The 26397-nt window shown below is 69.2% G+C and carries 24 protein-coding genes; 10 read left to right on the forward strand and 14 right to left on the reverse strand.

Annotation, left to right across the window (positions count from 1 at the left end):
* Positions 1–39 precede the first annotated feature (39 nt).
* The 3 genes from QN245_RS00065 to cls all read right to left on the reverse strand — a co-directional run bounded on the left by QN245_RS00065 (position 40) and on the right by cls (position 2656).
* The gene (locus tag QN245_RS00065; protein WP_317844205.1) at positions 40–792 is read right to left on the reverse strand and encodes a pyridoxine 5'-phosphate synthase; all 753 of its coding nucleotides are present in this window, start codon (positions 790–792) and stop codon (positions 40–42) included.
* A 14-nt stretch (positions 793–806) separates the two neighbouring features.
* Positions 807–1073 (reverse strand): hypothetical protein, encoded by a 267-nt coding sequence (locus QN245_RS00070; protein WP_010340662.1) that lies wholly within the window; start codon positions 1071–1073, stop codon positions 807–809.
* 110 nt (positions 1074–1183) lie between these two features.
* A complete protein-coding gene (gene cls / locus QN245_RS00075) occupies positions 1184–2656 on the reverse strand; it encodes a cardiolipin synthase (protein ID WP_317844206.1) in 1473 nt (490 codons plus the stop codon).
* A 392-nt stretch (positions 2657–3048) separates the two neighbouring features.
* Here cls and QN245_RS00080 point away from each other — a divergent pair, with 392 nt between their 5' ends.
* Positions 3049–4134: a PA0069 family radical SAM protein gene (locus QN245_RS00080; RefSeq protein ID WP_317844207.1), complete on the forward strand. Its 1086-nt coding sequence runs from the start codon at positions 3049–3051 to the stop codon at positions 4132–4134.
* 158 nt (positions 4135–4292) lie between these two features.
* Here QN245_RS00080 and QN245_RS00085 read toward each other — a convergent pair whose 3' ends face one another.
* From QN245_RS00085 to QN245_RS00110, 6 genes are all read right to left on the reverse strand, one after another.
* On the reverse strand, positions 4293–5000 hold the full coding sequence (locus QN245_RS00085) for a 2OG-Fe(II) oxygenase (RefSeq protein ID WP_160967185.1): 708 nt from the start codon (positions 4998–5000) through the stop codon (positions 4293–4295).
* A gap of 163 nt (positions 5001–5163) precedes the next feature.
* Positions 5164–5775, reverse strand: a complete 612-nt coding sequence (locus QN245_RS00090; RefSeq protein WP_317844208.1) for a hypothetical protein — start codon at positions 5773–5775, stop codon at positions 5164–5166.
* A gap of 166 nt (positions 5776–5941) precedes the next feature.
* Positions 5942–6214 (reverse strand): hypothetical protein, encoded by a 273-nt coding sequence (locus QN245_RS00095; RefSeq protein WP_184448824.1) that lies wholly within the window; start codon positions 6212–6214, stop codon positions 5942–5944.
* 217 nt (positions 6215–6431) lie between these two features.
* Positions 6432–6761, reverse strand: coding sequence for a hypothetical protein (locus QN245_RS00100; protein ID WP_184448823.1), 330 nt, complete (start codon positions 6759–6761; stop codon positions 6432–6434).
* Between the two features lie 292 nt (positions 6762–7053).
* On the reverse strand, positions 7054–8070 hold the full coding sequence (locus QN245_RS00105; protein WP_184448822.1) for a class 1 fructose-bisphosphatase: 1017 nt from the start codon (positions 8068–8070) through the stop codon (positions 7054–7056).
* Between the two features lie 246 nt (positions 8071–8316).
* Entirely contained in the window at positions 8317–9519 is a 1203-nt protein-coding gene (locus tag QN245_RS00110) for an amino acid aminotransferase (RefSeq protein ID WP_317844209.1), read from the reverse strand.
* A 130-nt stretch (positions 9520–9649) separates the two neighbouring features.
* Here QN245_RS00110 and QN245_RS00115 point away from each other — a divergent pair, with 130 nt between their 5' ends.
* A complete protein-coding gene (locus QN245_RS00115; protein WP_317844210.1) occupies positions 9650–11776 on the forward strand; it encodes a TonB-dependent receptor family protein in 2127 nt (708 codons plus the stop codon).
* Positions 11777–12077: 301 nt separating this feature from the next.
* Here QN245_RS00115 and QN245_RS00120 read toward each other — a convergent pair whose 3' ends face one another.
* Complete coding sequence (locus QN245_RS00120; protein WP_317844211.1) at positions 12078–13973, reverse strand: sigma-54-dependent Fis family transcriptional regulator; 1896 nt, start codon at positions 13971–13973, stop codon at positions 12078–12080.
* A 247-nt stretch (positions 13974–14220) separates the two neighbouring features.
* Here QN245_RS00120 and adh point away from each other — a divergent pair, with 247 nt between their 5' ends.
* The 3 genes from adh to QN245_RS00135 all read left to right on the forward strand — a co-directional run bounded on the left by adh (position 14221) and on the right by QN245_RS00135 (position 17299).
* Positions 14221–15750, forward strand: a complete 1530-nt coding sequence (gene adh / locus QN245_RS00125; protein WP_317844212.1) for an aldehyde dehydrogenase — start codon at positions 14221–14223, stop codon at positions 15748–15750.
* Positions 15751–15875: 125 nt separating this feature from the next.
* The gene (gene adhP, locus QN245_RS00130; RefSeq protein ID WP_317844213.1) at positions 15876–16904 is read left to right on the forward strand and encodes an alcohol dehydrogenase AdhP; all 1029 of its coding nucleotides are present in this window, start codon (positions 15876–15878) and stop codon (positions 16902–16904) included.
* Positions 16904–17299 (forward strand): DUF779 domain-containing protein, encoded by a 396-nt coding sequence (locus QN245_RS00135; protein ID WP_317844214.1) that lies wholly within the window; start codon positions 16904–16906, stop codon positions 17297–17299. Before adhP ends, QN245_RS00135 begins: the two co-directional genes overlap by 1 nt.
* Positions 17300–17763: 464 nt before the next feature.
* Here QN245_RS00135 and QN245_RS00140 read toward each other — a convergent pair whose 3' ends face one another.
* Positions 17764–18066 (reverse strand): hypothetical protein, encoded by a 303-nt coding sequence (locus tag QN245_RS00140; RefSeq protein ID WP_317844215.1) that lies wholly within the window; start codon positions 18064–18066, stop codon positions 17764–17766.
* Between the two features lie 160 nt (positions 18067–18226).
* Here QN245_RS00140 and QN245_RS00145 point away from each other — a divergent pair, with 160 nt between their 5' ends.
* Together QN245_RS00145 and ku are read left to right on the forward strand one after the other, a co-directional pair.
* Positions 18227–18622 (forward strand): hypothetical protein, encoded by a 396-nt coding sequence (locus QN245_RS00145; protein ID WP_317844216.1) that lies wholly within the window; start codon positions 18227–18229, stop codon positions 18620–18622.
* On the forward strand, positions 18622–19590 hold the full coding sequence (gene ku, locus QN245_RS00150; RefSeq protein ID WP_184646912.1) for a non-homologous end joining protein Ku: 969 nt from the start codon (positions 18622–18624) through the stop codon (positions 19588–19590). The genes QN245_RS00145 and ku overlap by 1 nt, the downstream gene beginning before the upstream one ends.
* 44 nt (positions 19591–19634) lie before the next feature.
* On the opposite strand, the gene lldD is transcribed toward ku, so the two are convergent.
* From lldD to QN245_RS00165, 3 genes are all read right to left on the reverse strand, one after another.
* Complete coding sequence (gene lldD, locus QN245_RS00155; RefSeq protein WP_317844217.1) at positions 19635–20795, reverse strand: FMN-dependent L-lactate dehydrogenase LldD; 1161 nt, start codon at positions 20793–20795, stop codon at positions 19635–19637.
* A gap of 13 nt (positions 20796–20808) precedes the next feature.
* Positions 20809–21594: a transcriptional regulator LldR gene (gene lldR, locus QN245_RS00160; protein ID WP_317844218.1), complete on the reverse strand. Its 786-nt coding sequence runs from the start codon at positions 21592–21594 to the stop codon at positions 20809–20811.
* A gap of 244 nt (positions 21595–21838) precedes the next feature.
* Complete coding sequence (locus QN245_RS00165; RefSeq protein WP_184646917.1) at positions 21839–22420, reverse strand: methyltransferase family protein; 582 nt, start codon at positions 22418–22420, stop codon at positions 21839–21841.
* A 223-nt stretch (positions 22421–22643) separates the two neighbouring features.
* Here QN245_RS00165 and QN245_RS00170 point away from each other — a divergent pair, with 223 nt between their 5' ends.
* The 3 genes from QN245_RS00170 to fabV all read left to right on the forward strand — a co-directional run bounded on the left by QN245_RS00170 (position 22644) and on the right by fabV (position 25955).
* Positions 22644–23741: a sensor histidine kinase gene (locus QN245_RS00170; protein ID WP_160967218.1), complete on the forward strand. Its 1098-nt coding sequence runs from the start codon at positions 22644–22646 to the stop codon at positions 23739–23741.
* Positions 23738–24370, forward strand: coding sequence for a response regulator (locus QN245_RS00175; protein WP_160967220.1), 633 nt, complete (start codon positions 23738–23740; stop codon positions 24368–24370). The genes QN245_RS00170 and QN245_RS00175 overlap by 4 nt, the downstream gene beginning before the upstream one ends.
* A 379-nt stretch (positions 24371–24749) precedes the next feature.
* On the forward strand, positions 24750–25955 hold the full coding sequence (fabV, locus tag QN245_RS00180) for an enoyl-ACP reductase FabV (RefSeq protein ID WP_317844219.1): 1206 nt from the start codon (positions 24750–24752) through the stop codon (positions 25953–25955).
* Positions 25956–26397: the final 442 nt, after the last annotated feature.

Here is a 26397-nt window from a genome sequence, read left to right on the forward strand (position 1 = left end):
TGCGGCTGCGCTAAGGGCAGCGCAGCTCGGGTCTAGCGGCTACCGGTTCGCGTCCAGAACCGCCAGATAGGCCTTCACCGTCGCATCGAGCCCGGCGTACAGCGCCTCGCCGATCAGCGCGTGGCCGATCGACACTTCCAGCACCTGCGGCACGTGCGCCAGGAACGCGCCGAGGTTGGCCTGGGCCAGATCGTGGCCGGCGTTGACGCCCAACCCGGCGGCCTGAGCGCGGCGTGCGGTGGCCGCGAAGGGCGCCGCCGCGGCGCTGTCGCCCTCGTCCCACGCGGCGGCATAGGGGCCGGTGTAGAGCTCGATGCGGTCGGCGCCCAGTTCGGCCGCCACCGCCAGGTCGGGGTTTTCTGCATCGACGAAGAGACTGACGCGGCAGCCCAGCGCCTTCAGTTCGGCAATCAGAGGGCGCAGCCGCGCACTGTCGCGGCCGAAGTCGAAGCCATGATCGGAGGTGAGCTGTCCGTCGCCGTCGGGCACCAGGGTCGCCTGCGCCGGACGCGTCTGCGCGCACAGGGCGATCAGCCCCGGATAGCCGGGCCGCGGCGGAGCGAACGGATTGCCCTCGATGTTGAATTCGACGCCGCGCTCGCGGGTCAGCGCGGCCAGCGCCAGCACATCCTCGGCATGGATGTGGCGCCGATCCGGGCGCGGGTGCACGGTGATGCCGTGCGCACCGGCATCCAGGCACGTACGCGCGGCCTCGAGCACGCTGGGCAGATCGCCGCCGCGCGAATTGCGCAGCACCGCGATCTTGTTGACGTTGACGCTGAGCTTGGTCATCGCCGGCGTGCCGCTTACGGCGCTGCGGCGTCGTCGCTGGCGGCGGCCGCGGCGCGGCGCGCCTCGGCCTGCTCGCGCAGCCGGCGCAGTTCGGCCGGATCGATCATCGGCATCGCGTCGCGCTGGCTGGCGTCGCCGATCTTGGCCACGTACCAGCCGCGTGCCCAGGCCAGCAGGAAGGCCAGGGCGGCCAGCAGGCTTACCACCAGCAACCACATGTGCGGCGTCGTGAACGCCAGAACGAAAGCACCCAGCGCGAGCGGCAGAAAGAGCCAGTACATGACGATCTCCCCAAGGATGGCGCAGTGTAGCGCCGCCGGGCGTGCCGGTTCCACGTGGTGCACGGCCGGCGCGCCACGGTCCGGGCGCGGGGGCACCACGATGGTCGCGGCTACAACAGCGGCGAGGTCAGCCGCGCTACCGCCTCCGGCAACCGGTAGCGCCACAGCGAGCGCTTGCGGTCGTCGCGCACGCGCACCGCGTCGGCCATCTCGCCTTCCAGCAGTTCGGCCAGCTGCCGGGTCAGGCCGCGGTCGCGGAACAGCGTGGCGACCTCGAAGTTGAGCCGGAAACTGCGGTTGTCGAAGTTGGCGCTGCCGACCAGGCACAGGTCCTCGTCGGTGATCAGCGCCTTGGTGTGCAGCATGCGCGGGCCGTACTCGTAGATCCGCACGCCGGCCTGCAGCAGTTCGTCGAAGTACGAACGCGCGGCCAGCGTCACCAGCCGCGAGTCGCTGCGCTTTGGCACCAGCAGGCGCACGTCCAGCCCGCCCAGCGCCGCCGAGGTCAGCGCCATGCGCGCGGCCTCGCCCGGCACGAAATACGGCGTGACCAGCCACACCCGCCGTTGCGCCTCGTAGATCGATGCGACCTGCAGGCGATGGATGCTCTCCCACGACGAGTCCGGCCCCGACACCAGCACCTGCGCCTGGATGGGGCCGGCGTCGCGGCTGGGCATGTCGTTGGGCCAGATCCGCGCCATGTCGAAGGCGTCGCGGCCCTGCCGGGTGGCGTACAGCCAGTCCTCCACGAACACCAGTTGCAGGCTGCGCACCACGTGGCCCTCGCAGCGGACGTGCAGGTCGCGGTAGGCGTCTGCGCGCAACGCCTCGTTCTCCTCGTCGGTGACGTTGATGCCGCCGGTGAAGGCGACGCGCCCGTCGATCACCACGATCTTGCGGTGGGTGCGCAGGTTGACCCAGGGCCGCTTGAACTTGAACGGCCGCAGCAACTGGGTGGGATGGAACCAGGCCACCTCGGCGCCGGCCTCCAGCAGCGGCCGCAGGAAGCGCTTGCGCACCTGCGAGGAGCCGACCGCATCCAGCAGCAGGCGCACCCGCACGCCGGCACGGGCGCGCTCGACCAGCGCATCGCGGATGCGCGTGCCGGTGCGGTCGGGGTTGAAGATGTAGTACTCCAGGTGCACGTGGTGCTGCGCCGTGCCGATGTCGCGCACGATCGCCTCGTAGGTGGCCGCGCCGTCGACCAGCCATTGCACCGCGGTGGCCGAGCTCGGCGCCAGGCCGGTGGTGGCCTGGGCGATCTTGGCCAGCTCGGTGCAGTCGGCGTCCGGCGGACACACGCTGCTGTAGTGCTCCATGCCCGAACGCGAGCGGCCGCGGCGCAGGCGCTGCCGCTTCACCTTCTGCGGGCCCAGCAGGTAGTAGATGACGAAGCCCAGGTAGGGCAAGGCGGCCAGCGACAGCACCCAGCTCAGCGTCGCCGCCGGCTCGCGCTTCTGCAGCACGATCCAGCCGCTCAGCCACAGGATGTACAGCAGGTAGGCGGCGGTGACGTAGGCGCCGATGTGCGGGATGCCGGTCAGCCGGTCCCAGGTGTTCTGCAGAGTCGCGATCACGAGCATCGGCGGATTCTAGAGGGTGCGGTGGCCGTTGCGGCGATGGCGATGCCGGTGCGGGTCTTCGGCGACCGACCAGATCGCGCGCGGTTGCTGTCGGGCTTGCTGGTGGCGACCCGTTCTGCGAACCGGCGCGGCACTTCATGGTGTATGCCACGTGTTCGCGGCAGCCGCGTGACGCCTGTCGTATCGCGTTCGCGAGCGACGGGTTCCGCTCCGGCGAACGGCGACATCGTCGCGACCGGTCGGCATGGAGCGTCGATCGGCTGCGTTGCCGTCGCGCTCGATGCCTGCACGAGCCGCGCATGTGGCCATACGGCAGGCATCGGTCTGAAAGATTCAGCGCACCGGCGCGCGCCGTCGCATCCGCCGAGACGGCCGGCGCGTAGCCTATGCCGATGAGCACTGCCATCAAGGGCCGCGGCGCCGGCAGCCACCTGCCTGGCCGCTTCGAACGGACCGTCAGCCAGGCCGAGGACGACGGCTGGCACCCCGACGACAGCGAGGAGTTCGCCGAACCGCGCCTGCGCACCCAGGTGAGCGAGGAGACCGCGCGCAGCATCATCAGCCGCAACCAGTCGCCAGACGTGGGGTTCGCGCAGTCGGTGAACCCGTACCGCGGTTGCGAGCACGGCTGCAGCTACTGCTTCGCCCGCCCCAGCCACGCCTATCTGAACCTGTCGCCGGGGCTGGATTTCGAGACGCGGCTGTTCGCCAAGACCAATGCCCCGGAGCTGCTGCGCCGCGAGCTGGCCAAGCCCGGCTACGTGCCCAGCCCGATCGCACTGGGCATCAACACCGACGCCTACCAGCCGATCGAGCGCAAGCTGCAACTGACCCGGCGCCTGATCGAGGTCTTCGCCGAGACCCGCCACCCGTTCTCGCTGATCACCAAGAACGCGCTGGTCGAGCGCGACCTGGATCTGCTGGCGCCGCTGGCCCGCGATAACCTGGTCAGCGTGCACTTCTCGGTGACGTCGCTGGATCCGCGGCTGTCGGCCAAGCTCGAGCCGCGCGCCTCGGCGCCGCACGCACGGCTGCGGGCGATGCGGGCCCTGCACGAGGCCGGCGTGCCGGTCGGGGTGATGGTGGCGCCGGTGATCCCGTGGATCAACGACCATGCCCTGGAAGCGGTGCTGGAGGCGGCCCGCGACGCCGGCGCCGAGTCCGCCGGCTACGTGCTGCTGCGCCTGCCGCACGAGGTGGCGCCGCTGTTCCGCGACTGGCTGCAGGCGCACCATCCCGACCGCGCCGCGCATGTGATGAGCACGGTGCAGCAACTGCGCGGCGGCAAGGACTACGACAGCACCTTCGGCAAGCGCATGCGCGGCGAAGGGGTCTATGCCGACCTGCTGGCGCGGCGCTTCGCGCTGGCGCACAAACGGCTGGGCTATGCCGAATCCCCGCGCCGCCGCCTGGATTGCAGCCACTTCGTCAAACCGCTGCCGCCACGACCGCCGTCGCCGCAGGGCGAGTTGTTTTGAGCGGGGATTGGGGATTCGGGATTGGGGATTCGTAAAAGCTGCTTTCTTGGCAGCTGGATTGCAGTGGCTGCGTCAGGCCGCCGCGCCGCGCCGCTCTTGCGAATCCCCATTCCCGAATCCCCAATCCCTGCTTTTGACGAATCCCCAATCCCGAATCCCTACTCCCGGCCGTAAAGCGCCTGCGCCGACTGGAACAGAATCCAGCTGGTGGCGATGAACTTGTCGCCGCGCTGCGGGCGGTTGCCGCGGTGGGTGTGGGTGAAGGCGGTGGGGGCGATCAGCAGGCTGCCCGCACGCGGGGCGATCTTGCGGCGCTGGAACAGGAATTCGGTCTCGCCCTCTTCGAAATCGTCGTTGAGGTACAGGGTCCACAGCAGGTGTCGGTGCAGGGTCTCGGCGCTCGGATCGCGCGGATACAGTTCGCAGTGCCAGTACGGATAGCCGCCCTCGCCCGCCTCGTACCACTGCAGGTTGATCGCGCCCGGACGCAGGCAGGTACGGGCCAGGTTGGACAGCGCGGCATCGTCGAGCAGGGCGAAGTCGTCGGCACCGAGCCGGTGCGGCTGGCCATCGGCGCCCGGCACTTGCAGCATCAGCGGCGAGATCAGGGTCTGCGGGTACTTGCGCAGATAGCCGAGCAGCCCGCCGAAGACGGCCTGCTGCAGCCGCTGTTCCACGTCGCGCCATGGTTCCAGGCCGCTGATGCGCAGGTCGCGGCTGCGCTTGAGCTCGGGGAACACGCCGCTGCCGACCTCGCCGGGCCGCAACTGGGTGCTGCCGCGCAGGCGGCGCAGGATGGCGGCGCAGTCCTCGCGGGACATGGCGCCCTCGAACACTTCGATGAAATCGGGATGCGTGTCGGACATCGCGCGACCTTACCAGCGATCTGCCGGCGCCGCAGCTATGGCGGACGCCCGTGCGCATGTTGCCGGCAGAGGGCGGTTTGCCATGCCCGGCCGCGCCGAGGTCCGCCCCAGCGGACGTCGGCCCGCAGTGGCGCACCTCGCCCCGCGAACGCCACTGCCGGGTTCAGCGGATGTCGGCCGCCGCTCCCGCGAAGATCGTCAGGTGTGGGGCCAACTCGGTGAACAGCAAATAGTCCCAATGCATGTACAGGAATTCGGTGCCGTCCGGGAGCCGTCGAAGTCCGAAGCGTCTATCCGAACCGTCGACCAGACGACCCCAGCCGAGCAACTTTTCCGCCTGCAGGATCAGGTGTTCGGTGGTGATCGCGGCGACGCTGCAGACGCGACCGCCGCGCTCATCCAGAAAAGCCTGCACCGTGAGGTGCGGATAGCTCAGGCCAAGCTCAGGATGCCTGATCGCCGCCAGGCGCTTTTCGTATTCGGTCTCGGCACCGCTCGGCTTGCGGTAGCGGATGGAAAAGGTCCTGCGGTCCTGACCCCATTGGACTCGGCTTGCGATGCTGCGCATGCCGATGCGGTTACCCACGACCTGCCATGCGTCGATCCCGGCCAAGGTGTCCAGATCGCGCGCGAGCGCGGTGTCCACGTTTGCCTCGACCAGATGCAGTTCGCCCCCTCCGATACGTGGGTGCGAGGCGATGTGCGGCCAGACCCGAGTCTGAAAATCCAGCGCACTTTGGGAAAGATTATGCTGGAACTCCGACGGAACTTGCATCTCCGCACTCCCGTGCGTTCAACGACCTCGCATGATGCTAAGCGCCAGTCGCGCGTCCGACCGGCCGTGGCGAGGATCTGTCTACTGCGATCCTGCTGAAGAGCGCTTGCCGATGCTACCGCGATGCAGGATGCAGAGAGGTCCGCTTGCCGGGTGTGGGGTTCCGCTAGGGTTCCTTCGACTGCGCAGGATTACCGCGGATCGCAATGCCCAGCAGCGCCAGCCACACCGTCAATGCCAGCAGAGTCGGCAGCTCGAAGCGGCTGGAGTTGTACAGGGTGAAGCTCCTGGCGGCGAAGAACAGCAGTGTCCACAGCGCCAGGTTGACCAGCACAATCCGCCGCCGCCAGCGATGGCGGGTGAACAGCGCGATGACGGTGGGCATCAGCGCGACCGGTGCGGTGGCGAAGAAGAACAGCACGACAAGGGTCTGATTCATGGTTTCCTCCCGCCCGGGACGACCGGGTGCACGGGCGACGACCGTCGGCGGCCATCGCCCTCGGCGCACGCGGCCGGACAGCCGCTACCCTACCGCAGTCAGGACGCCACGCACCGGCCGCTGCGCCGGCGGCGGTGACATGCTTCCGATACGACCTGCGGACCGCCTCGGGCACGGCTGGTCAGACGCGAACCGGCGTCCGCACCCAAGTCGCGGGTCAGTACGAAAGATCGACGTACTGAACCCGCTTGGCACCGAACGCACTGCAGCCTTCGCTGGTGGCGTAGTGCAGGACGACCGGAGTCCGCGTACTCGCCGCGGCGAGGATGGCTGAATACTTTTCCTTCGCGATCGAGTCCACCGAAAAATCGATGACCCATCGTCCATCCGAGTTCGCAAGACACTCGTTGTTGGTCGGTTGGTTTTCCAACCAGATCGATGCGTAATTGCCTTCGACCACGAACCGGATGATTTTCCCTTGTTGCGCGGTGTCGGCAAGCGCGTTTCCGCAGACAAGCAGCAACAGCATTCCGAGTACGACTTTCATTGCGTTTCCCCCTGAGTTGAAAACCGTTGCGTCCACCCATTACCGATGCGGCATCGGCGATGGGACATCCTGCGATGAAACACAGCCATCGGCACGCCCGCGTCGGCACCAGGCCAACGCGGGCGATACGAACAATAAAGATCCCCGCTTGCATCGCGGCGCCTGCAAAAACACCCCTGTGCAGACAACCTGTTACATACGTTGAGCCGCTTCGCCTGCGACTATACGACGTCGTCGATCGCAACCGCTATCGGCGGACTACCACCGGGCAGTCCGCTCGCATGGCGAAAGCTCACTGAGGACGTGCGTCGTGCTCCAGGTGATACCGCACCGCCTCGGCCACTTCGTTCTTGGAGCCCAGGAACACCGGCACGCGCTGGTGCAACTGCTCCGGCTGCAGGCCGAGGATGCGCGCGCGGCCGGTGCTGGCGGCGCCGCCGGCCTGCTCCACCAGCATGCCCATCGGGTTGGCTTCGTACATCAGCCGCAGCTTGCCGGCCTTGCCCGGGTCCTTCTTGTCCCACGGGTAGATGAAGATGCCGCCGCGAGTGAGGATGCGATGCACGTCGGCGACCATGCTGGCGATCCAGCGCATGTTGAAGTTCTTGCCGCGCACGCCTTCGCTGCCGGCCAGCAGGTCGGCCACGTACTGCTGCATCGGCGCTTCCCAATGGCGCTGGTTGGACATGTTGATCGCGAACTCGGCGGTGTCCTCGGGGATGCGCATGTCGGCCTGGGTCAGCAGGAAGCTGCCCTCCTCGCGCTCCAGGGTGAAGGCGTGGGTGCCGTGGCCCAGGGTCAGCACCAGCATCGTGCTGGGGCCGTAGATGCAGTAGCCGGCGGCGACCTGCGCGGTGCCCGGCTGCAGGAAATGCTCGTCGCCGGGCTTGTCGGTGCCCGGCGGTGCGCGCAGCACCGAGAAGATGGTGCCGACCGAGACGTTGACGTCGATGTTGGAGCTGCCGTCCAGCGGATCGAACAGCAGCAGGAAATCGCCGCTGGGGTACTTGTCGGGCACCGGCTGGCAGTGGTCCATCTCTTCCGAGGCGCAGGCGGCGAGGTGGCCGCCCCAGGCGTTGGCTTCAAGCAGGATGTCGTTGCTGAGCACGTCCAGCTTCTTCTGCGCCTCGCCCTGCACGTTGCCGGTGCCGGCGTCGCCGAGCACGCCGCCGAGGGCGCCCTTGCTGACCGCGATGGAGATGCGCTTGCAGGCGCGGGACACGATCGTGATGAGCTGGCGCAGCTCCGGACCGATGCGGCCGGCGTGCTGTTCTTCGATCAGGAAGCGGGTCAGCGAGGTTCGCGACATGGGCGCAGGCAGCCTTTCGTTGAGGAAGGCGCCTATTGTCGCGGCTGTTGCATGAGATTTCGATCAGCGCGCGAGCGATGGCATGCAATGGCGTCGCAACGCCATGGCCGATGGGAGATTGGCGTGTCCGGAGGACGGCATGCGTGGGGGGCTGAAGCCCCTCCCACAGCAGGTGCGCAAGCGCAGGCACAAAAAACCGGAAGCGCAGGCGCTTCCGGTTTCGTGTTGCGATGCTTCCGCGCGCGATCAGCCCTTGTGCACGGTCGCCACGGCCTGGGTCACGTAGTCCAGGTTCTTCTGGCTCAGCGCAGCCACGCAGATGCGGCCGGTGCCGACCGCGTAGATGCCGAACTCCTCGCGCAGCCGGTCCACCTGCGCCTTGCTCAGGCCCGAGTACGAGAACATGCCGGCCTGCTGCTGGATGAAGCCGAACTCCGGCGCGCCCAGGGCGGCCAGCTTCTGCACCATGCCGGCGCGCAGGGCGTGGATGCGCTCGCGCATCTCGGTCAGTTCCTGCTCCCACATCGTGCGCAGTTCGGGGCTGTTGAGCACTCCGGCGACCAGCGCGGCGCCGTGCGTGGACGGGCTGGAGTAGATGGTGCGGATGATGCGCTTGACCTGCGACTGCACCGCCTTGCTCTCGGCGGCGTTGGCCGAGACCACCGACAGCGCGCCGACGCGCTCGCCGTACAGCGAGAACGACTTGGAGTAGGAACTGGCGACCACGTAGCTGTCGATGCCGACCTCGGCCAACAGGCGCACCGCGTAGGCGTCGGCGTCGATGCCCTTGTCGAAGCCCTGGTAGGCGATGTCCACGAACGGGAACAGGTTGCGTTCCTTCAGCAGCTCGGCCACGGTGCGCCACTGCGCCTGGCTCAGGTCGGCGCCGGTGGGGTTGTGGCAGCAGGCGTGCAGCAGCACCACGCTGCCGGGCGCGAGCTGGCGCAGGTCGGCGAGCATGCCGTCGAAGTTCAGGCCGTGGCTGGCCGGATCGAAGTAGGTGTACTCGACCACGTCGAAGCCGGCGGCGGTGAACACCGCGCGGTGGTTCTCCCAGCTCGGGTTGCTGATGGCGATGGTCGAGGTGGACAGCAGCTTCTTCAGCAGGTCCGCGCCCACGCGCAGCGCACCGCTGCCGCCGACGGTCTGCGAGGTGGCGACGCGGCCGGCGGCCAGCAGCGGCGACTCGGCGCCGAACAGCAGTTTCTGCGTGGCCAGGTCGTAGGCGGGCAGGCCGTCGATCGGCAGGTAGCCGCGCGGCTTGGCGTCCTGTGCCAGCTGCTGCTCGATCTGCTGCACGGCGCGCAGCAGCGGGATGCGGCCGTTTTCGTCGTAGTAGATGCCCACGCCCAGGTTGACCTTGGTCGGGCGGGAGTCGGCGTTGTAGGCCTCGGTCAGGCCCAGGATCGGGTCGCCTGGGACCTGTTCCACGTTTGCAAAGAAGGACACGGCGGTACTCGTTCGGTGGCGGAGGTGGGGGCCGGGGGGACCGGAGCCGGCGCGGTCAAACACCTCATCCTAACAAACGCTGCCGCGCTTGGCCGGGTGCGGCCCGGCGGCACATGGGCGATGATGGCGCATGTCCGTTCCCCTGCCCTCTGCCCTGCTCTGCGGGGCCTGCGCCTTGGCGTTGTCCTCCCTTGCCCACGCCGCTCCCGGCGAGGATCCCGCCACCACCCTGCCCGCGTTGCAGGTCCAGGCCGCCCGCGTCGGCGGCGTGGCCGATTTCGACCTGCCGGCGTCGCTGACCACCACCGGCCTGGGCGACAGCGACCGCCTCGGCGTGCAGGCCTCCGAGGCCCTGTCCGGGGTGCCCGGCCTGCTCGCCCGCGACCGCCAGAACTATGCGCAGGACACCCAGCTGTCGATCCGCGGCTTCGGCGCGCGTTCGGCGTTCGGCGTGCGCGGCGTGCGCCTGTTGCTGGACGGGATCCCGGCGACGATGCCGGATGGCCAGGGTCAGCTGTCCAACTTCAACCTGTTCGGCAGCGAGCGGGTCGAGGTGCTGCGCGGGCCGTTCTCGGCGCTGTACGGCAACTCCTCCGGCGGCGTGGTGCAGTTGTGGAGCGCCGATGGCCAGCCGGACGATCCATGGCGGCTGCGCAGCGCGATCGGCAGTCACGGCACCGCGGCCCTCAGCGCGCAGGCGCTGGGCCAGCAAGGCGAGGTCCACTACAACCTGGCCGCCACCCATTTCAGTACCGACGGCTACCGCGACCACAGCCGTGCGCAGCGCACCACCTTCAACGCCAAGATCGGCATCGACCTGGCGCCCGGGCGGCGCCTGGACCTGCTGCTCAACGCGCTGGAAGCGCCCGATGCGCAGGATCCGCTGGGCCTGAGCCGCGCCCAGGCCGCCGCCGACCCGCGCCAGGCCACCGCCGCGGCCAGCCAGTTCGACACCCGCAAGTCCACCCGCCAGGTGCAGGCCGGCGCCATCTTTACCCAGCAGGTGGACCAGCAGACCTGGCGGCTGATGGGCTACGCCGGGCGCCGCGACGTCACCCAATACCTCTCGGTTCCGGTGGGCGCACAGAGCAATCCGCTCAACGCGGGTGGCGTGATCGACCTGGACGGCGACTACGGCGGCCTCGACGCGCGCTGGGCCTGGCAGGGCGCGCTGGGCGGCCGCCCGTTCCAGTTCACCGTCGGCGCCAACGCCGACCGGCAGCAACAGCACCGCACCGGCTACGAGAACTTCGTCGGCAGCACGCTCGGGGTGAAGGGCCGGCTGCGCCGCGACCAGGAGGACCGGGTGGAGAACGTAGACCAGTTCGCCCAGGCCTGGTGGCAGTTCGCCGAGCGCTGGTCGCTGCTGGCCGGCCTGCGCCACAGCCAGGTGCGATTCCGCTCGGACGATGCGTACATCGTCGGCCGCAATCCCGACGACAGCGGCCGCACCGACTACGCAGCGACCACGCCGGTGGCCGGGCTGGTGTTCCGCGTCAGCGACGACCTGCGGTTGTATGCCTCGGCCGGGCGCGGGTTCGAGACCCCGACCTTCAACGAGCTGGGCTACCGCCGCGACGGCGGTGCCGGCCTGGCGCTGGACCTGGCCGCGGCGCGCAGCCAGAACCTGGAACTGGGCGCGAAGTGGCGCAACGCCGCCGGCGCCAGCTGGGACGCGGCGCTGTTCCGCGCCAGCACCGACGACGAACTGGCGGTGGCCAGCAACCTCAATGGCCGCAGCACCTACCGCAACATCGGCCGCACCCGCCGCCAGGGCGCCGAGACCAGCCTGACCCTGCCGCTGGGCGACAGCGCGCAACTGCAGGTGGCCTACACCTGGCTGCAGGCGACGGTGCGCCAGGCCTACTTGACCTGCGCCAGCAGCGGCTGCGCCACGCCCACCGCGGTGGTGGCGGCCGGCACCCGCCTGCCCGGCGTACCGCGCCAGCAATTGTTCGCGCGCTGGCAGTGGCAGCCGCGCGCCTGGCAGTTCGCGGTGGAGGGCGTTGCCGCCGGCGACACCGTGGTCAACGACCTGGCCAGCGAGTCCGCACCCGGCTACGCGCTGCTCAACCTGGAAGCGTCGCGGCGCTGGACCACCGCGCACGGCACCCTGCGCACCTTCGCGCGCATCGACAACGCGTTCGATCGCCGCTACATCGGCTCGGTCATCGTCAACGACGGCAACGGCCGCTACTACGAGCCGGGTCCGGATCGCAGCTATACGATCGGGCTGCAGTGGGATTTGCCGCACTGAGCGGCAAGTCCACGCGAGTGGTTCGTTATAGGGGCCGCACTCGTTCGCGTTACGACCTGCCGCACTCCGCCCTCACCTATAGCGACAGACCCTCTTCGACACAAGCGGCTTCAAGCGGGACTGGCGATACGTGGCTGGGTGCACTGTGGGAGGGACTTCAGTCCCGACGCCTTAAAAGGTCGGGTACCAGCAAGCGCTGTTCGTCGCGGCTGCAAGACAGCTGATGCCTAGCAGAGAGTCGGAGATCGGCAGAGACCGCTTGCCGCGCACCAACACTGGCACCACCGTGGCGCACGACCCGTTAGTGCGTCCCCAACCGTAACCGCCGGTACAGCGTACTGCGGCTGATCCCCAGCCGCCGGGCCGCCTGCGAGACGTTGCCGTCGCAGGCGTCCAGGGCCTGGCGCATGGCGTGCAGCGCCAGGCTGTCGAGATCGGCGGCCGGCAGCGGCGACGGTGCGACGTGGGTGCCGCCCTGCTCCGCCGCGCCGATGCCGGGCAGGTAGGCCGGCAAGGCGTCGGTATCCACCAGCGCGCCCGGCTCGCTCAGCGCCACCAGCGTGCGCAGGCAGGCCACCAATTGGCGCAGATTGCCTGGCCACGCATAGGCGCTCAGCGTGGTCAGCGCCGCCTCGGTCAGGCGCCTGCCCTGCCCCAGCCGCGCCCACAGTTCGCCGACCAGTGCGCGTCGGTCCGGATGTGCGCGCAGCGACGGCACCTGCACGCAGTGGTGGGCGATGCGGTAGTACAGGTCGGGCCGGAAACGTTGTTCGGCCATCGCCGCGTCCAGGTCGCGGTGGGTGGCGCAGACCAGGGCGAAATCCAGCTTCACCGGCTTGCCGCCGCCCAGCGGCAGCAGTTCGCGTTCCTGCAGCACGCGCAGCAGCCGCGGCTGCAAGGCCAGCGGCATGTCGCCGATCTCGTCCAGGAACAGCACGCCGCCATCGGCCTGGCGCAGCAGGCCTGGGCTGCCGTGCTTGCGCGCGCCGGTGAAGGCGCCGTCCTCGTAGCCGAACAGCTCGGCTTCGATCAGCCCTTCCGGCAGCGCCGCGCAGTTGACCGCCACGAACGGGCGCCCGGCGCGCGCGCTGCGCCGGTGCAGTTCGCGCGCGAACACTTCCTTGCCGGTGCCGGTTTCGCCCTGCACCAGCACCGGCAGTTGCGCGTCTAGCACACGTCGCGCGCGTTCCAGCGCAAGCTCCTGTGCGGCGTCGAACAGCGGCGCGTCGGACGCGGCCGCGGCCGAGGGCCGCGACGCCGTCACGGTGATCGGCGCCTGCTGAGGGCGCCGCCGCGGGCGGTCGTCGGCCGGACTATCGATGCGTCCATGCAGCGCCCGCCCCTGCAGGTCGAACACGCTGCCCTGCTGCCGCAGCCGCGACAGCGGTTCCTCGAACAGCGCCTCGTAGGGCGCGCGCCCGAGTTCGTGGCGTTCCAGCCCGAACAGCCGCAACCCGGCCTGGTTGGCCGCCACCAGGCGGCCGTTGCGGAATGCCAGCAGTGCCTCGCGCGCCGTGCCGAGCAGCGCCGGGTCGTGGTGCACGCGCAGCAGTTCGCAGCCGGGAATGCCGTCGTCGAAGTAGCGGTGCTCGATGTTGGCCACGGCCATTCGCGCCAGCGCCAGCGCATGCATGTGTTGCACGCTGGCGTCGCCGGAGATGTCGAGCACGCCGGCCAGGCGGCCGTAGGGATCGAAAATCGGCACCGCCGCGCAACTGAGGATCTGGTGCGGGGCGAAATAGTGTTCGCCGCCGCGCACTTCCACCGAGCGGCTTTCGACGATGGCGGTGCCGATCGCATTGGTACCGACCTGGGTCTCGCTCCAGCACGCGCCGGGCATCAGCGCCACCCTGCCCGCCTTGTCGAGGAAGCGCGGGCTGCCTTCGGCATCGAGGATCCAGCCGGCCTCGTCGGTGAGCAGCACGATGCTGCCGGTGGCCGCGGCGTCGCCGGCCAGGCCCTCCAGTTCGGCGCGGGCCAGCCGCCACAGCCGCTCGTGCGCCTCGCGCAGGGCGCGCAGGCGCGAGGCTTCCAGCGGCTCGATCGCGGGCTTCGCATCCGCGGCCAAGCCCAGGCGCTGGCAGCGCTGCCACGACTGCAGGATGGTATCGGGTACCTGCCCGACCGGCGCGCCGCCGCGTTCGAAGAACGCGCGGCGGGCCTGGCCGAGCTGATGTTGGGACGGTTGCTGCGCCATGTCCGGCTCCGCTGTCGCAGATTGCGACACCTGTTGATACGGGTGTTCCGATAAACAGCACATCCGCCGGCACGGTGCAATCGGCAGGCGTGACGCGACGCAGCAAAACCGGCAGGTATGCGTCGCTGTGTCGCGGTGCGACGACGTGACGCGGCGCAGCACGCAAAACCTGGCATCGGTCTTGCGCCTACGCAGCTACCCGGACGGGCCTGCCCTGTCCTTCTCGACCGCCGAAGGAGACACCACGATGAATGCCGTCAGCACCGCCAAGCCGCATGCCACCGATCCGCAGTCCATCTTCAAGTCGCGCTACGGCAACTTCATCGGCGGCAAGTGGGTGGAGCCGAAGAGCGGGCAGTACTTCGACAACAGCACGCCGATCAGCGGCAAGGTGTTCACTTCGGTGGCGCGCTCCAACGCCGAGGACATCGAGGCCGCGCTCGACGCCGCGCACGCGGCCAAGGACGCCTGGGGCAAGAGCTCCAGCACCGAGCGCAGCAACGTGCTGTTGAAGATCGCCGACCGCATCGAGCAGAACCTGGAACTGCTGGCCTATGCCGAGACCTGGGACAACGGCAAGCCGGTGCGCGAGACGCTCAACGCCGACGTGCCGCTGTGCGTGGACCACTTCCGCTACTTCGCCGGCGCGGTGCGCGCGCAGGAAGGCGGCATCTCCGAGATCGACCACGACACCATCGCCTACCACTTCCACGAACCGCTCGGCGTGGTCGGGCAGATCATCCCGTGGAACTTCCCGCTGCTGATGGCGTGCTGGAAGCTGGCGCCGGCGCTGGCCGCGGGCAACTGCGTGGTGATGAAGCCGGCCGAGCAGACCCCGGCCTCGATCCTGGTGCTGATGGAGGTCATCGGCGACCTGTTGCCGCCGGGCGTGCTCAACGTGGTCAACGGCTTCGGCCTGGAAGCGGGCAAGCCGCTGGCCAGCAACCCGCGCATCGCCAAGATCGCCTTCACCGGCGAGACCACCACCGGCCGGCTGATCATGCAGTACGCCAGCCAGAACCTGATCCCGGTGACGCTGGAGCTGGGCGGCAAGTCGCCCAACATCTTCTTCGCCGACGTGATGGCCGAGGACGACGATTTCCTCGACAAGGCGGTGGAAGGCTTCGTGCTGTTCGCCTTCAACCAGGGCGAGGTGTGCACCTGTCCGTCGCGCGCGCTGATCCAGGAATCGATCTACGAGCGCTTCATGGAGAAGGCGCTCAAGCGGGTGGCGGCGATCAAGCAGGGCAACCCGCTCGACCCCAACACCATGGTCGGCGCGCAGGCCTCCGGCGAGCAGTTGGAGAAGATCCTGTCCTACATCGACATCGGCAAGCAGGAAGGCGCCGAAGTGCTGATCGGCGGCGAGCGCAACGCGCTGGACGGCGAGCTGGCGGGCGGCTTCTACGTCAAGCCGACGGTGTTCAAGGGTCACAACAAGATGCGCATCTTCCAGGAGGAGATCTTCGGCCCGGTGGTGTCGGTGACCACGTTCAAGGACGAGGCCGAGGCGCTGGCGATCGCCAACGACACCCTGTACGGATTGGGTGCCGGCGTGTGGAGTCGCGATGCGGCGCGGCTGTACCGCATGGGCCGCGCGATCCAGGCCGGGCGCGTGTGGACCAACTGCTACCACGCCTATCCGGCGCACGCCGCGTTCGGCGGCTATAAGCAGTCGGGCATCGGCCGCGAGAACCACAAGATGATGCTCGACCACTATCAGCAGACCAAGAACCTGCTGGTCAGCTACTCGCCGAAGGCGCTGGGCTTTTTCTGAGGCACGGGGCCGGCCGGCGCCACGCGGCAGGCGTGGCGTCGTCCGGCCCGGCAACTGATCTGAATCAAGGCAATCCGTCGCTGGACGCGCGATGGTGAAGTACCGTTTTTCTCAGGAGCATTGCAATGGACAAGACGATGAAAGCCGCCGTGGTGCGGGAGTTCGGCAAGCCGCTGGCGATCGAGGAAGTGGCGGTGCCGCGGCCGCAGGCCGGCGACATTCTGGTCAAGATCGAGGCCTGCGGTGTGTGCCACACCGACCTGCACGCCGCCGAAGGCGATTGGCCGGTGAAGCCGAATCCGCCGTTCATCCCCGGCCACGAGGGCGTGGGTCATGTGGTGGCGGTCGGCGCCGGCGTGGACCACGTCAAGGAAGGCGACCGCGTCGGCATTCCGTGGCTGTACTCGGCCTGCGGCCATTGCGAGCATTGCCTGGGCGGCTGGGAAACCCTGTGCGAGGCGCAGCAGAACTCCGGCTACTCGGTCAACGGTGGGTTCGCCGAATACGCCTTGGCCAATGCCAATTACGTTGGCCATCTCCCGAAGAACATCGGCTTCGTCGAGATCGCGCCGATCCTGTGCGCCGGCGTCACCGTGTACAAGGGCCTGAAGGTCACCGACACCAAGCCCGGCAACTGGGTGGTGATCTCCGGCATCGGCGGGCTCGGCCACATGGCGGTGCAGTACGCCAAGGCGATGGGCCTGAACGTGGCCGCGGTAGACGTGGACGACGCCAAGCTGGCGCTGGCCACGCGCCTGGGCGCAACGGTGACGGTGAACGCGCGGACCACCGATCCGGTGGCCTACCTGAAAAAGGAAATCGGCGGCGCGCACGGTGCGCTGGTCACCGCGGTCTCGCCCAAGGCGTTCGAGCAGGCCATCGGCATGGTCCGCCGCGGCGGCACCGTCTCGCTCAACGGCCTGCCGCCGGGCCAGTTCCCGCTGGACATCTTCGGCATGGTGCTCAACGGCGTGACCGTGCGCGGTTCGATCGTCGGCACCCGCCTGGACCTGCAGGAATCGCTGGAATTCGCCGAGCAGGGCAAGGTCGCCGCGACGGTGGCCACCGACACCCTGGACAACATCAACGACGTGTTCGCGCGCATGCACGCCGGCAAGATCGAAGGCCGCATCGTGCTGGACATGGCCGCCTGATGGACGTGTCCGCGCCCGAGGCCGCGCTGCCGCCGCAGGTGCTGGCGACGCTGCCGGCCCTGCAGTTGATCGCGACGCTGCGGGCGCGGCACGGCGCGCTGCTGTTCCACCAGTCCGGGGGCTGCTGCGACGGCTCCTCGCCGATGTGTTATCCGCAGGACGACTTCATCGTCGGCGACCGCGACGTGCTGCTGGGCGAGATTGGCGAGGCGCCGTTCTACATCAGCCCGTCGCAGTTCGCCTACTGGAAGCACACCCAGCTGATCATCGATGTGGTGCCCGGCCGCGGCGGCATGTTCTCGCTGGAAAACGGCGAGGGCGTGCGCTTCCTTGTGCGCTCGCGGCTGTTCAGCGACAGCGAGTACGCCGCGCTGGAGGCGGCGGGCAAGGTGTAGGCGAAAGCGCGCAGCCAGATGCATCTGTAGGAGCGGCTTCAGCCGCGACCGTGGCGTTATCTGTAACGCTCGTCGCGGCTGAAGCCGCTCCTACATGGACACGTTGCGGCGTCGACAGAATTCGAGCGAAGCGGAGTAGGGTTCCTGTCCGTGGTGACGTGAGCCCCTTTCAGTCACTGCGCCTCCGACCATGCCGATGGACTGGTCGATGCACTGTGGGAGCGACTTCAGTCGCGACGGGCCTTACTAGGAAAGCTTCGTCGCGACTGAAGTCGCTCCCACAAGGTGCTGCAATGACCCTCATCGCAACGGAGCGAAGGTCACTCCTGTGTAGGAGCGGCTTCAGCCGCGACGGGCGTTCTCGGGAACGCCTCGGTCGCGGCTGAAGCCGCTCCTACAACGATGAGGCATGCGCAGCACTACAGCGACCGCGGCAACACAGCGATAACGACGTCTTCGACGTCCTAAGACGCCTTCGGCGGCTTCGCGGGCACGAACGGCGACACCGGGTCGCTGGCCGGGAAGGTTTCTTCCAGCGCTTCGTCCTGGTTGGCGTCGGCATGCCGTCCGTGCAGCGTGTCCGGCGTGGAGTGCGCTGGCGTGTCCTGCGGGGCAGGGCGGTGTTCGCCGGTGCGCGGTTCGTGTTCGACGATGGTCTCGGGCCTGTCGCCAGCGCCGCGGTCTTCGTTGAGTTGTGTATCGCGTTTGCCGCGCTGTTCGCCGGGAACGGGAGCCGCGCGGCGCAGCGGATCGGTAGGTGTGGACATGTCCGGTTCCTCCAGGGAATGGCGGCGGAAGTCCAGTTCACCGCCGCCGCGGTGAAGCCATTGCGAATCGCGCATCCTCCACGCGTCGGTCACGGGTCGCTAACGGCCGCAGCGCTACTGCTGCGCATCCCCCCGCCGACGTTGCCGCCCGGAGCCTGCCATGCGCCCCAGCGACCGCCCCGACCCGCTGCTGTTCAACGCCCATCTGGATCCCTTGCCGAGCGCACCGGCATATCGCCGCCGTGGCGCCGCGCCGCGTCCGCACGACGCGCCGGACTATCGCCGCTACAGCCTGGCCGACTATCGCCAGCGTCGCGCCCGCCACCGCACGCCATGGCGCGATCTGTGCCCGGCCTACGCCTTCGCCCTGCAGGCCCATGCCCGCGGCTGGCCGCGCGGGCCGGGGGCCGAGACCGAGGACGAACTCGCCGCGCACTGGGACCTGATGCGTGGCGACTCGCGGCTGGACTGGAACCAGGCGCGGCAGGTGATCGAGGACGCCTGGCAGGCGCTGGACCATTTGCCGGCGCAGGCCGCCGGCGGGGAGGCGCACTGATGCCGCGCCCGATCTGGACCGGCACGCTGTCCTTCGGCCTGCTCAACGTGCCGGTGTCGCTGATGTCGGGCGAACGCCGGATCGATCTGCACTTCCGCATGCTCGACTCGCGCGACAAACGCCCGATCCGCTTCGAGCGGGTCAACGCCGACACCGGCGAGGAAGTGCCGTGGAAGGACATCGTCAAGGCCTACGAATACAGCAAGGGCAACTACGTGGTGGTCGAGCAGCAGGACATCGCCTCGGCCGCGCCGGAAAGCCACGAGACGGTGGAGGTGGAGGCCTTCGTCGACGCCACCGAGATCGACCTGCGCTACTTCGAGAAACCCTACGTGCTGGTGCCGGGCAAGAAGGCCGAGAAGGGCTACGTGCTGCTGCGCGAGACCCTGCGCAATACCGGCAAGGTCGGCATCGCGCGGGTGGTGATCCGCACCCGTGAGTATCTGTCGGCGGTGATGCCGCTGCAGGACGCGCTGGTGCTGATCCTGCTGCGCTATCCGCAGGAACTTGTCGACCTGGACGATTACACGCTGCCCAGCGGCAAGGCCGCCGACTACCGGATCAGCGCCAAGGAAACCGAGATGGCGGCGCAGTTGATCGACTCGATGTCCGGGCGCTGGGATCCCGATTCCTACCACGACGAATTCCGCGAGCGGCTGCACGCGGTGATCCAGAAGCGGATCAAGGCGCAGGAGGGCACCACTCAGGTCGACGAGGACGCCGAGGCGCCGCAGCGCGAGGATGCCACCACCAACGTGGTCGATTTCATGTCGCTGCTGCAGAAGAGCCTGGATGCCAAGAAGCGCACGCCGGCCAAGCAGGACGAGCGCGTGCCGGTGCGCAAGACCGCGAAAAAGGCCACCAAGACGGCGGCCGGCAAGGCGAAGAAGGCGACACGCGCCAAACCGGCGGCGGCCAAGGCCAAGCCGGCCGCGCGCAAGGCGCCGGCGCGGCGCAAGGCCGGGTAGGGCAGAGCCAGGCAGGTTGCGGCGGCGCTCGGGCCGCAGCGGTTCTACGCCGCGACCATCCCCTCGCGCGTCACCTGCGCCAGCGAATCGCGCGAGATGGCGGCGATCGACTTGGCTCCGGTCAGGGTCATCGCCACCTGCATCTCCTTCTCGATCAGGGTCAGCAGATGCTCCACCCCGGCCTGGCCGGCGGCGGCCAGCGCGTAGACGAAGGCGCGGCCGAGCAGCACCGTGTCGGCGCCCAGCGCCAGCATGCGCACCACGTCCAGGCCGCTGCGTACGCCGGAGTCGGCCAGGATCTTCAGCTCGCCCTTCACCGCATCGGCGATCGCCGGCAGCGCCCGCGCGCTGGACAGCACGCCGTCGAGCTGGCGCCCGCCATGGTTGGAGACGACGATGCCGTCGGCGCCGAAACGCACCGCGTCGCGCGCGTCGGCCGGGTCGAGGATGCCCTTGATCACCATCGGCCCGGTCCAGAATTCGCGGATCCACTCCAGGTCCTTCCACGCGATCGACGGATCGAAGTTGGCGCCGAGCCAGCCGATGTAGTCGGCCAGCCCGGTGGGGTGACCGCGGTAGGTGGAGATGTTGCCCAGGTCGTGCGGACGCCCGCGCAGGCCCACGTCCCAGGCCCAGCGCGGATGCGTGACCGCCTGCAGCATGCGCCGCAGCGGCGCGTTGGGGCCGCTCATGCCCGAATGCGCGTCGCGGTAGCGCGCGCCCGGCACCGGCATGTCCACGGTGAACACCAGGGTGGTCACGCCCGCCGCCTTGGCCCGTTCCAGCGCGTTGCGCATGAAGCCACGGTCCTTGAGCACGTACAGCTGGAACCACATCGGCCGATCGATCGCCGGCGCCACTTCCTCGATCGGGCACACCGAGACCGTGGACAGGGTGAACGGCACCCCCCTGGCCGCTGCGGCCTTCGCCGCCTGCACCTCGCCGCGGCGCGCGTACATGCCGGTCAGGCCCACCGGCCCCAGTGCCACCGGCAAGGCCAGGCGTTCGCCGAACAGCTCGGTGTGCAGGTCCAGCGCCGACATGTCGCGCAGCACCCGCTGGCGCAGGGCGATGTCGCTCAGGTCGGCCACGTTGCGGCGCAGGGTGTGCTCGGCATAGGCGCCGCCGTCGATGTAGTGGAACAGGAACGGCGGCAGTCGGCGCTGGGCGGCGGCACGGTAGTCGGTGGAGGCGGAAATGATCATGGCGGCAGGGCGGTCAGGGAGAGGAAGGCAGGCGCGAGGCACGGGCGCGGCGCGCATCGTCCTCGTCGAGGGTGCGCAGCGCGCTGTGCACGAATTCCAGGTGGGCGCGCGCGGCGGCGCGGGCGCGTTCGGGGTCGCCGGCCAGGATCGCGTCGCGCAGCGCGCGGTGCTGGGCGTGCAGCGCGGCGAAGATGCGCGGCGAGGCGAACAACTGCTGCCGGCTCTGCGAGATGTTGGCCTGCAGCAGGTCGAACAGCCCGCGCATCACCTGCAGCAGCACGCGGTTGTGGGTGGCCTCGGCGATGGCCAGGTGGAAGGCGGCGTCGGCGTGCGCCTGCGCTGCCGCGTCGGCCTGCGCATGGGTCTGCTGCAGCGCCTCGAACGCGGCGTCGATGCGCGCGCGGTCGTCGTCGGTGGCACGCAGCGCGGCGTGCCAGGCGGTGGCGCCTTCCAGGGCGTGGCGGGCCTCCAGCACGTCGAAGCGGTACTCCGGATCGGCGTGCAGCAGCGGCAGGAACGGCTGTAGCGGCGCCACCACCTGGTCCTCCGGGGTCGGTGGCCGTTGCACGTAGGTGCCGCCGCCCACCCGAGCCCGCAGCAGCCCCTGGCTGGCGAGCTGGGCGATGGCTTCGCGCAGCACCGGGCGCGAGACGCCCAGTTCCGTGGCCAGGGTGCGCTCGGCGGGCAGGCGCGCGTCGGCCGCCAGGCCGCGTTGCGCGATCAGCGTGCGCAGCTGCGCGGCGACCCGGTCGCTGAGCCGGGCAGGGGGCTCGGCGGCAACCGGCGGGCGGGCAGTCATGAAACTTTTGGTCATACCAATTACGCAATGAGAAAGCGATGGCAGGGCCATTAGGCGCCGGATCTCAAGCGGCGTCAATCACTTCAACGAGATATTCGCGAGTATTGGTAATACCAATAAGCTGATGCGCAACGGCCACCGCCATGGCCAGCATGCGTCCCGCCACCGGTGCGTGATCACCAGCAACATCGGCAGGTGGGGCAGTGCGGCCAGGATCAGGACCCGCAGGGCGATCGCCGCGGCCTCACCACACCCACGGCAGCAGCCGCCAGCTGTGCGCGGCGTAGTCCGGGTACTCCTCGGGGAAGGCCTGGGTCAGCATCGCTTCCTCGACCTGGATGCGGCGCAGGAACGCCCAGGTCACCGGCAGCACGATCGCCAGCAGCGACAGCACGTTGCCCATGCCCAGCGCCAGCCCGTAGAACGCCAGCAGCACGCCGGTGTACGAGGGATGCCGCAGATACCGGTACGGCCCGTGGCGAACCAGGCGGTGGCCCTCCTGGATGGTCACGTCCACCGTGAACCAGCGCGCCAGGACGCGGATCGACCACAGCCGCAGCGCCAGTCCGCTGGCCAGCAGCGCGCAGGCCGTCCAGCGCAGCGGTTCGCGCAAGTGCGGCGCGTAGCGCCACACGCCGAGCAGCGACAGCAACACGCCCAGCGCCACCGCGGCGTACAGCACGCGCCACAGCAGGCGCAGCGTGCCCTGGTCGCGGGCGCCGCCGTCGGCAGCGCGGCGGCGGCGCCCGAGCACCATTTCGTAGGCACCCCAACTCAGGCTAAGCAGCAGGAACAGCAGATCCGGATGGCGCAGGGTCAGGAGCATGGCGGTGTTCCTCGTGGCAGCGTGCGCCACACAGTGCGTGGCAGGGTGGATGAATCGGGTCCGTCCTGCGTGCCGATCGTCCGGCATGCAGCGGGCATGGACGCAGTGTGCCGCCATCGTGGTGGCGCGACAGTGGCCGCTGGTCATGCCGGCCGCCTGCCGGAAGTCACTTTCTGCGTGCGCCCCATTGCTGCGGCGTCGGCACGCGGTCAGCATCCGTCGCATGAATCGATTCCTGCGTGACCTGATCGAACCCAAGCGCCTGGCCGGGCTGCTGACCGTGGCCACCGTGTTGTGGTCGTTCCAGTTCGCGCCGCATGCCCTGGCGGCTTGGCGCTGGATCGCGGCGGCGCTGTTCCTGCTACCGCTGATCGGCGCCCACTACCTGCCCGGGCGTTGGCGCGACGCCGCACTGTGGCTGGAGGCCGCGGCTGCGATGGCCCTGGTCTGGCTGGAACCGCGCGTGGGCACCGCGCCGGTGCTGCTGGTGGTGGTGGTCGCGCAGGTGGCGCTGCAGTGGCCGCCGCGACAGGTGCTGGCGCTGGCGTTGCTGGCCAACCTCGGCACGTTCCTGGCGTTGTCCGCCGCCGGGATCCGGCATCCGCTGCCGACCACGCTGATCTACGCCGGCTTCCACGCCTTCGCCGGTCTGAGCGCGCATTACGCGCGCACCGCCGAGCTGGCGCGCGAAGCGCTGGCGCGGGTCAACGCCGACCTGCTGGCCACCCGCGCGCTGCTCGCCGACAGCACCCGCGACGCCGAGCGCCTGCGCCTGGCGCGCGAACTGCACGACGTGGCCGGGCACAAGCTCACCGCCATGCGCATCCAGTTGCGCCTGCTGCTGGCCGATCCGGCGCTGGTGCAGCGCACGGAGGTGGCGACCGTGGAGCAGCTGTCCGGTGAACTGCTGACCGATATCCGTGCGGTGGTGCAATCGCTGCGCGACGACCGCGGCGTGGATCTGGAGACGGCGCTGTGCGCCCTGGCCGCACCGTTCCCACGACCGCAGTTGCAGTTGCAGATCGACCCGGCGCTGCGCATCACCGATCCGCACCTGGCCGAGACCCTGTTGCGGCTGGTGCAGGAAGCACTCACCAACGCCGCGCGGCATGCCGACGCCGCGCATGTGCGGGTGCGGCTGGGCCAGGACCGGCAGCAGCTGTGCCTGGACATCGAGGACGACGGCCACCGCGCCGAGCGCATCCGCGAAGGCAACGGCATCGCCGGCATGCGCGAGCGCCTGGCCGCCCTGCAAGGACGCCTGGAGCTGGGCCGCACGCCGCTGGGCGGCATGCAGTTGAGCGCGAGGCTGCCGCTGTGAGCGCGCTGCGGATCGCCCTGGCCGACGACCAGGTGCTGGTGCGCGCGGGCCTGCGCGCGCTGCTGCAGACCCAGGGCATCGTCGTCGCCTGCGAGGCCGACGACGGCCAGGCCCTGCTCGACGCGGTCGCGGCCACGCCGGTGGACGTGGTGCTCAGCGACATCCGCATGCCGGGCATGGACGGCATCCAGGCGCTGCAGCAACTGCGCGCGCGCGGCGACCGCACGCCGGTGCTGCTGCTGACCACCTTCGACGAATCCGACCTGTTGCTGCGCGCCACCGACGCCGGCGCGCAGGGCTTCCTGCTCAAGGACGCCGCACCGGAGGACCTGCGCGAGGCGATCGCGCGCGTGGCCGCCGGGGAGACCTTGCTGCAGCCGGTCAGCACCGACCCGGTGCGCGCGCGCTACCGCTACCGCGACGAGGACGCCCCGCGCGACACCTTCAACGAACGCGAAGTGGCGATCCTGCGCCTGCTCGCCGGCGGCTACTCCAACAAGGAGATCGCGCGCAGCCTGTTCCTGGCCGAGGGCACGGTGAAGAACTACGTCTCCACCATCCTCGACAAGCTCGGCACCCGCGACCGCACCCGCGCCGTGCTCAAGGCGATCACCTTGCGCATCATCTGATGCGCGCAAGACGGTGGCGCTGCGACGTCCACCGGCGGCGCGTCGTGACTGAAGTCCCTCCCACACTGTCTCCATCCGACATGGCGGCACCGTCCCAATGGCGGTACCGTCCCATCCCGTAGGAGCGGCTTCAGCCGCGACAACCGACGCCGCGGTGCGCGGCTCGCCGCTCAGCGCTTTTCCCTCCAGTCAGCACAACATCCGCCACCGCGACGCCGCCCCATGTGGGAGCGACTTCAGTCGCGACGCGACACCCCCGAACGCGCGCGCCTCCACCCACACCGAACTCCATACCCCGCCGTGTGCTGCCGCCGGGACTTCTGCGCGCCGGCCGCAGACATTAAGATGCCGCGGGCATTGTGCCGACGAGGAATTCACGTTGATCATCCATCCGAAAGTCCGCGGTTTCATCTGCACCACCACGCATCCGCTCGGCTGCGAGCGCAACGTGCTCGAGCAGATCGCCGCCACGCGCGCGCGCGGCGTGCGCCACGATGGGCCAAAGAACGTGCTGGTGATCGGCGCGTCCAGCGGCTACGGCCTGGCCTCGCGCATCACCGCCGCGTTCGGTTTCGGCGCCGCCACCCTCGGCGTGTTCTTCGAGAAGCCCGGCAGCGAGAAGAAGGCCGGCACCGCCGGTTGGTACAACGCCGCCGCGTTCGACAAGCAGGCCAAGGCCGATGGCCTGTACAGCAAGTCGATCAACGGCGACGCGTTCTCCGACCAGGCGCGCGAGAAGGTGATCGAGCTGATCAAGCAGGACATGGGCGGCCAGGTCGACCTGGTGGTGTATTCGCTGGCCTCGCCGGTGCGCAAGCTGCCGAGCACCGGCGAAGTGAAGCGCTCGGCGCTCAAGCCGATCGGCCAGACCTACACCGCCACCGCCATCGATACGAACAAGGACGCCATCATCGAGGCGTCGATCGAGCCGGCCACCGAGCAGGAGATCGAAGACACCATCACCGTGATGGGCGGGCAGGACTGGGAACTGTGGATCGACGCACTGGACGCCGCCGGCGTGCTCGCCCCGGGCGCGCGCACCGTCGCCTTCAGCTACATCGGCACCGAGATCACCTGGCCGATCTACTGGCACGGCGCACTGGGCAAGGCCAAGGTCGACCTCGACCAGACCGCGCAGCGCCTGCACGCGCGCCTGCAGCCGCACGGCGGCACGGCCAACGTGGCGGTGCTGAAATCGGTGGTGACCCAGGCCAGCGCGGCGATCCCGGTGATGCCGCTGTACATCTCCATGGTCTACAAGATCATGAAGGAAAAGGGCCTGCACGAAGGCACCATCGAACAGGCCGACCGCCTGTTCCGCGAGCGCCTGTATCGCGAGGACGGCCAGCCGGCCGCCACCGACGACGAGAACCGCCTGCGCCTGGACGACTGGGAACTGCGCGACGACGTGCAGGACGCCTGCAAGGCGCTGTGGCCGCAGGTGACCACCGAGAACCTGTTCCAGCTCACCGACTACGCCGGCTACAAACACGAGTTCCTCAAGCTGTTCGGCTTCGAGCGCAAGGACGTGGATTACGACGCCGAGGTCGACCCCGACGTGAAGTTCGATTGCGTGGAGCTCTGAGGGGCGGGGATTCGGGAGTGGGGATTCGGGAGTCGTCTTGATCCCGAAGCCCGGACAGAACATGCGGCCGGCAGCGATGTCGGCCGTTTTCTTTTTCCGGTGGCCACCGCGGCGATGGCGAGGCCGAGATGAGCGGTGCCTGCGTAGCGAAGCAGGCGAGGGCGATGCAGTTGCGGCAGGCCAAGGCCGTGCAGTGGATTAGCGGCGCTGCCCGCAACACCCAAGCAGCGACATGTGCGCCATTGCGCTCGCACCGCGCACCGCCAACGTGCGATTGCCGGTCGCGGCTAAAGCCGCTCCTACAAGAAGAGCGCCCGCTGCACCCGGAGGAGCGGCTTCAGCCGCGACAAGCGAAGCCGCGGTGCCGGAACTGCCCGCACAGCATCAAGCATCAGGACTAAAAAACCCGCCGCAGCGCAGCGCCAATCCGCAAGTAAAACCC

It is taken from the genome of Xanthomonas rydalmerensis (assembly GCF_033170385.1).
In the GTDB taxonomy this organism is placed as follows: domain Bacteria; phylum Pseudomonadota; class Gammaproteobacteria; order Xanthomonadales; family Xanthomonadaceae; genus Xanthomonas_A; species Xanthomonas_A rydalmerensis.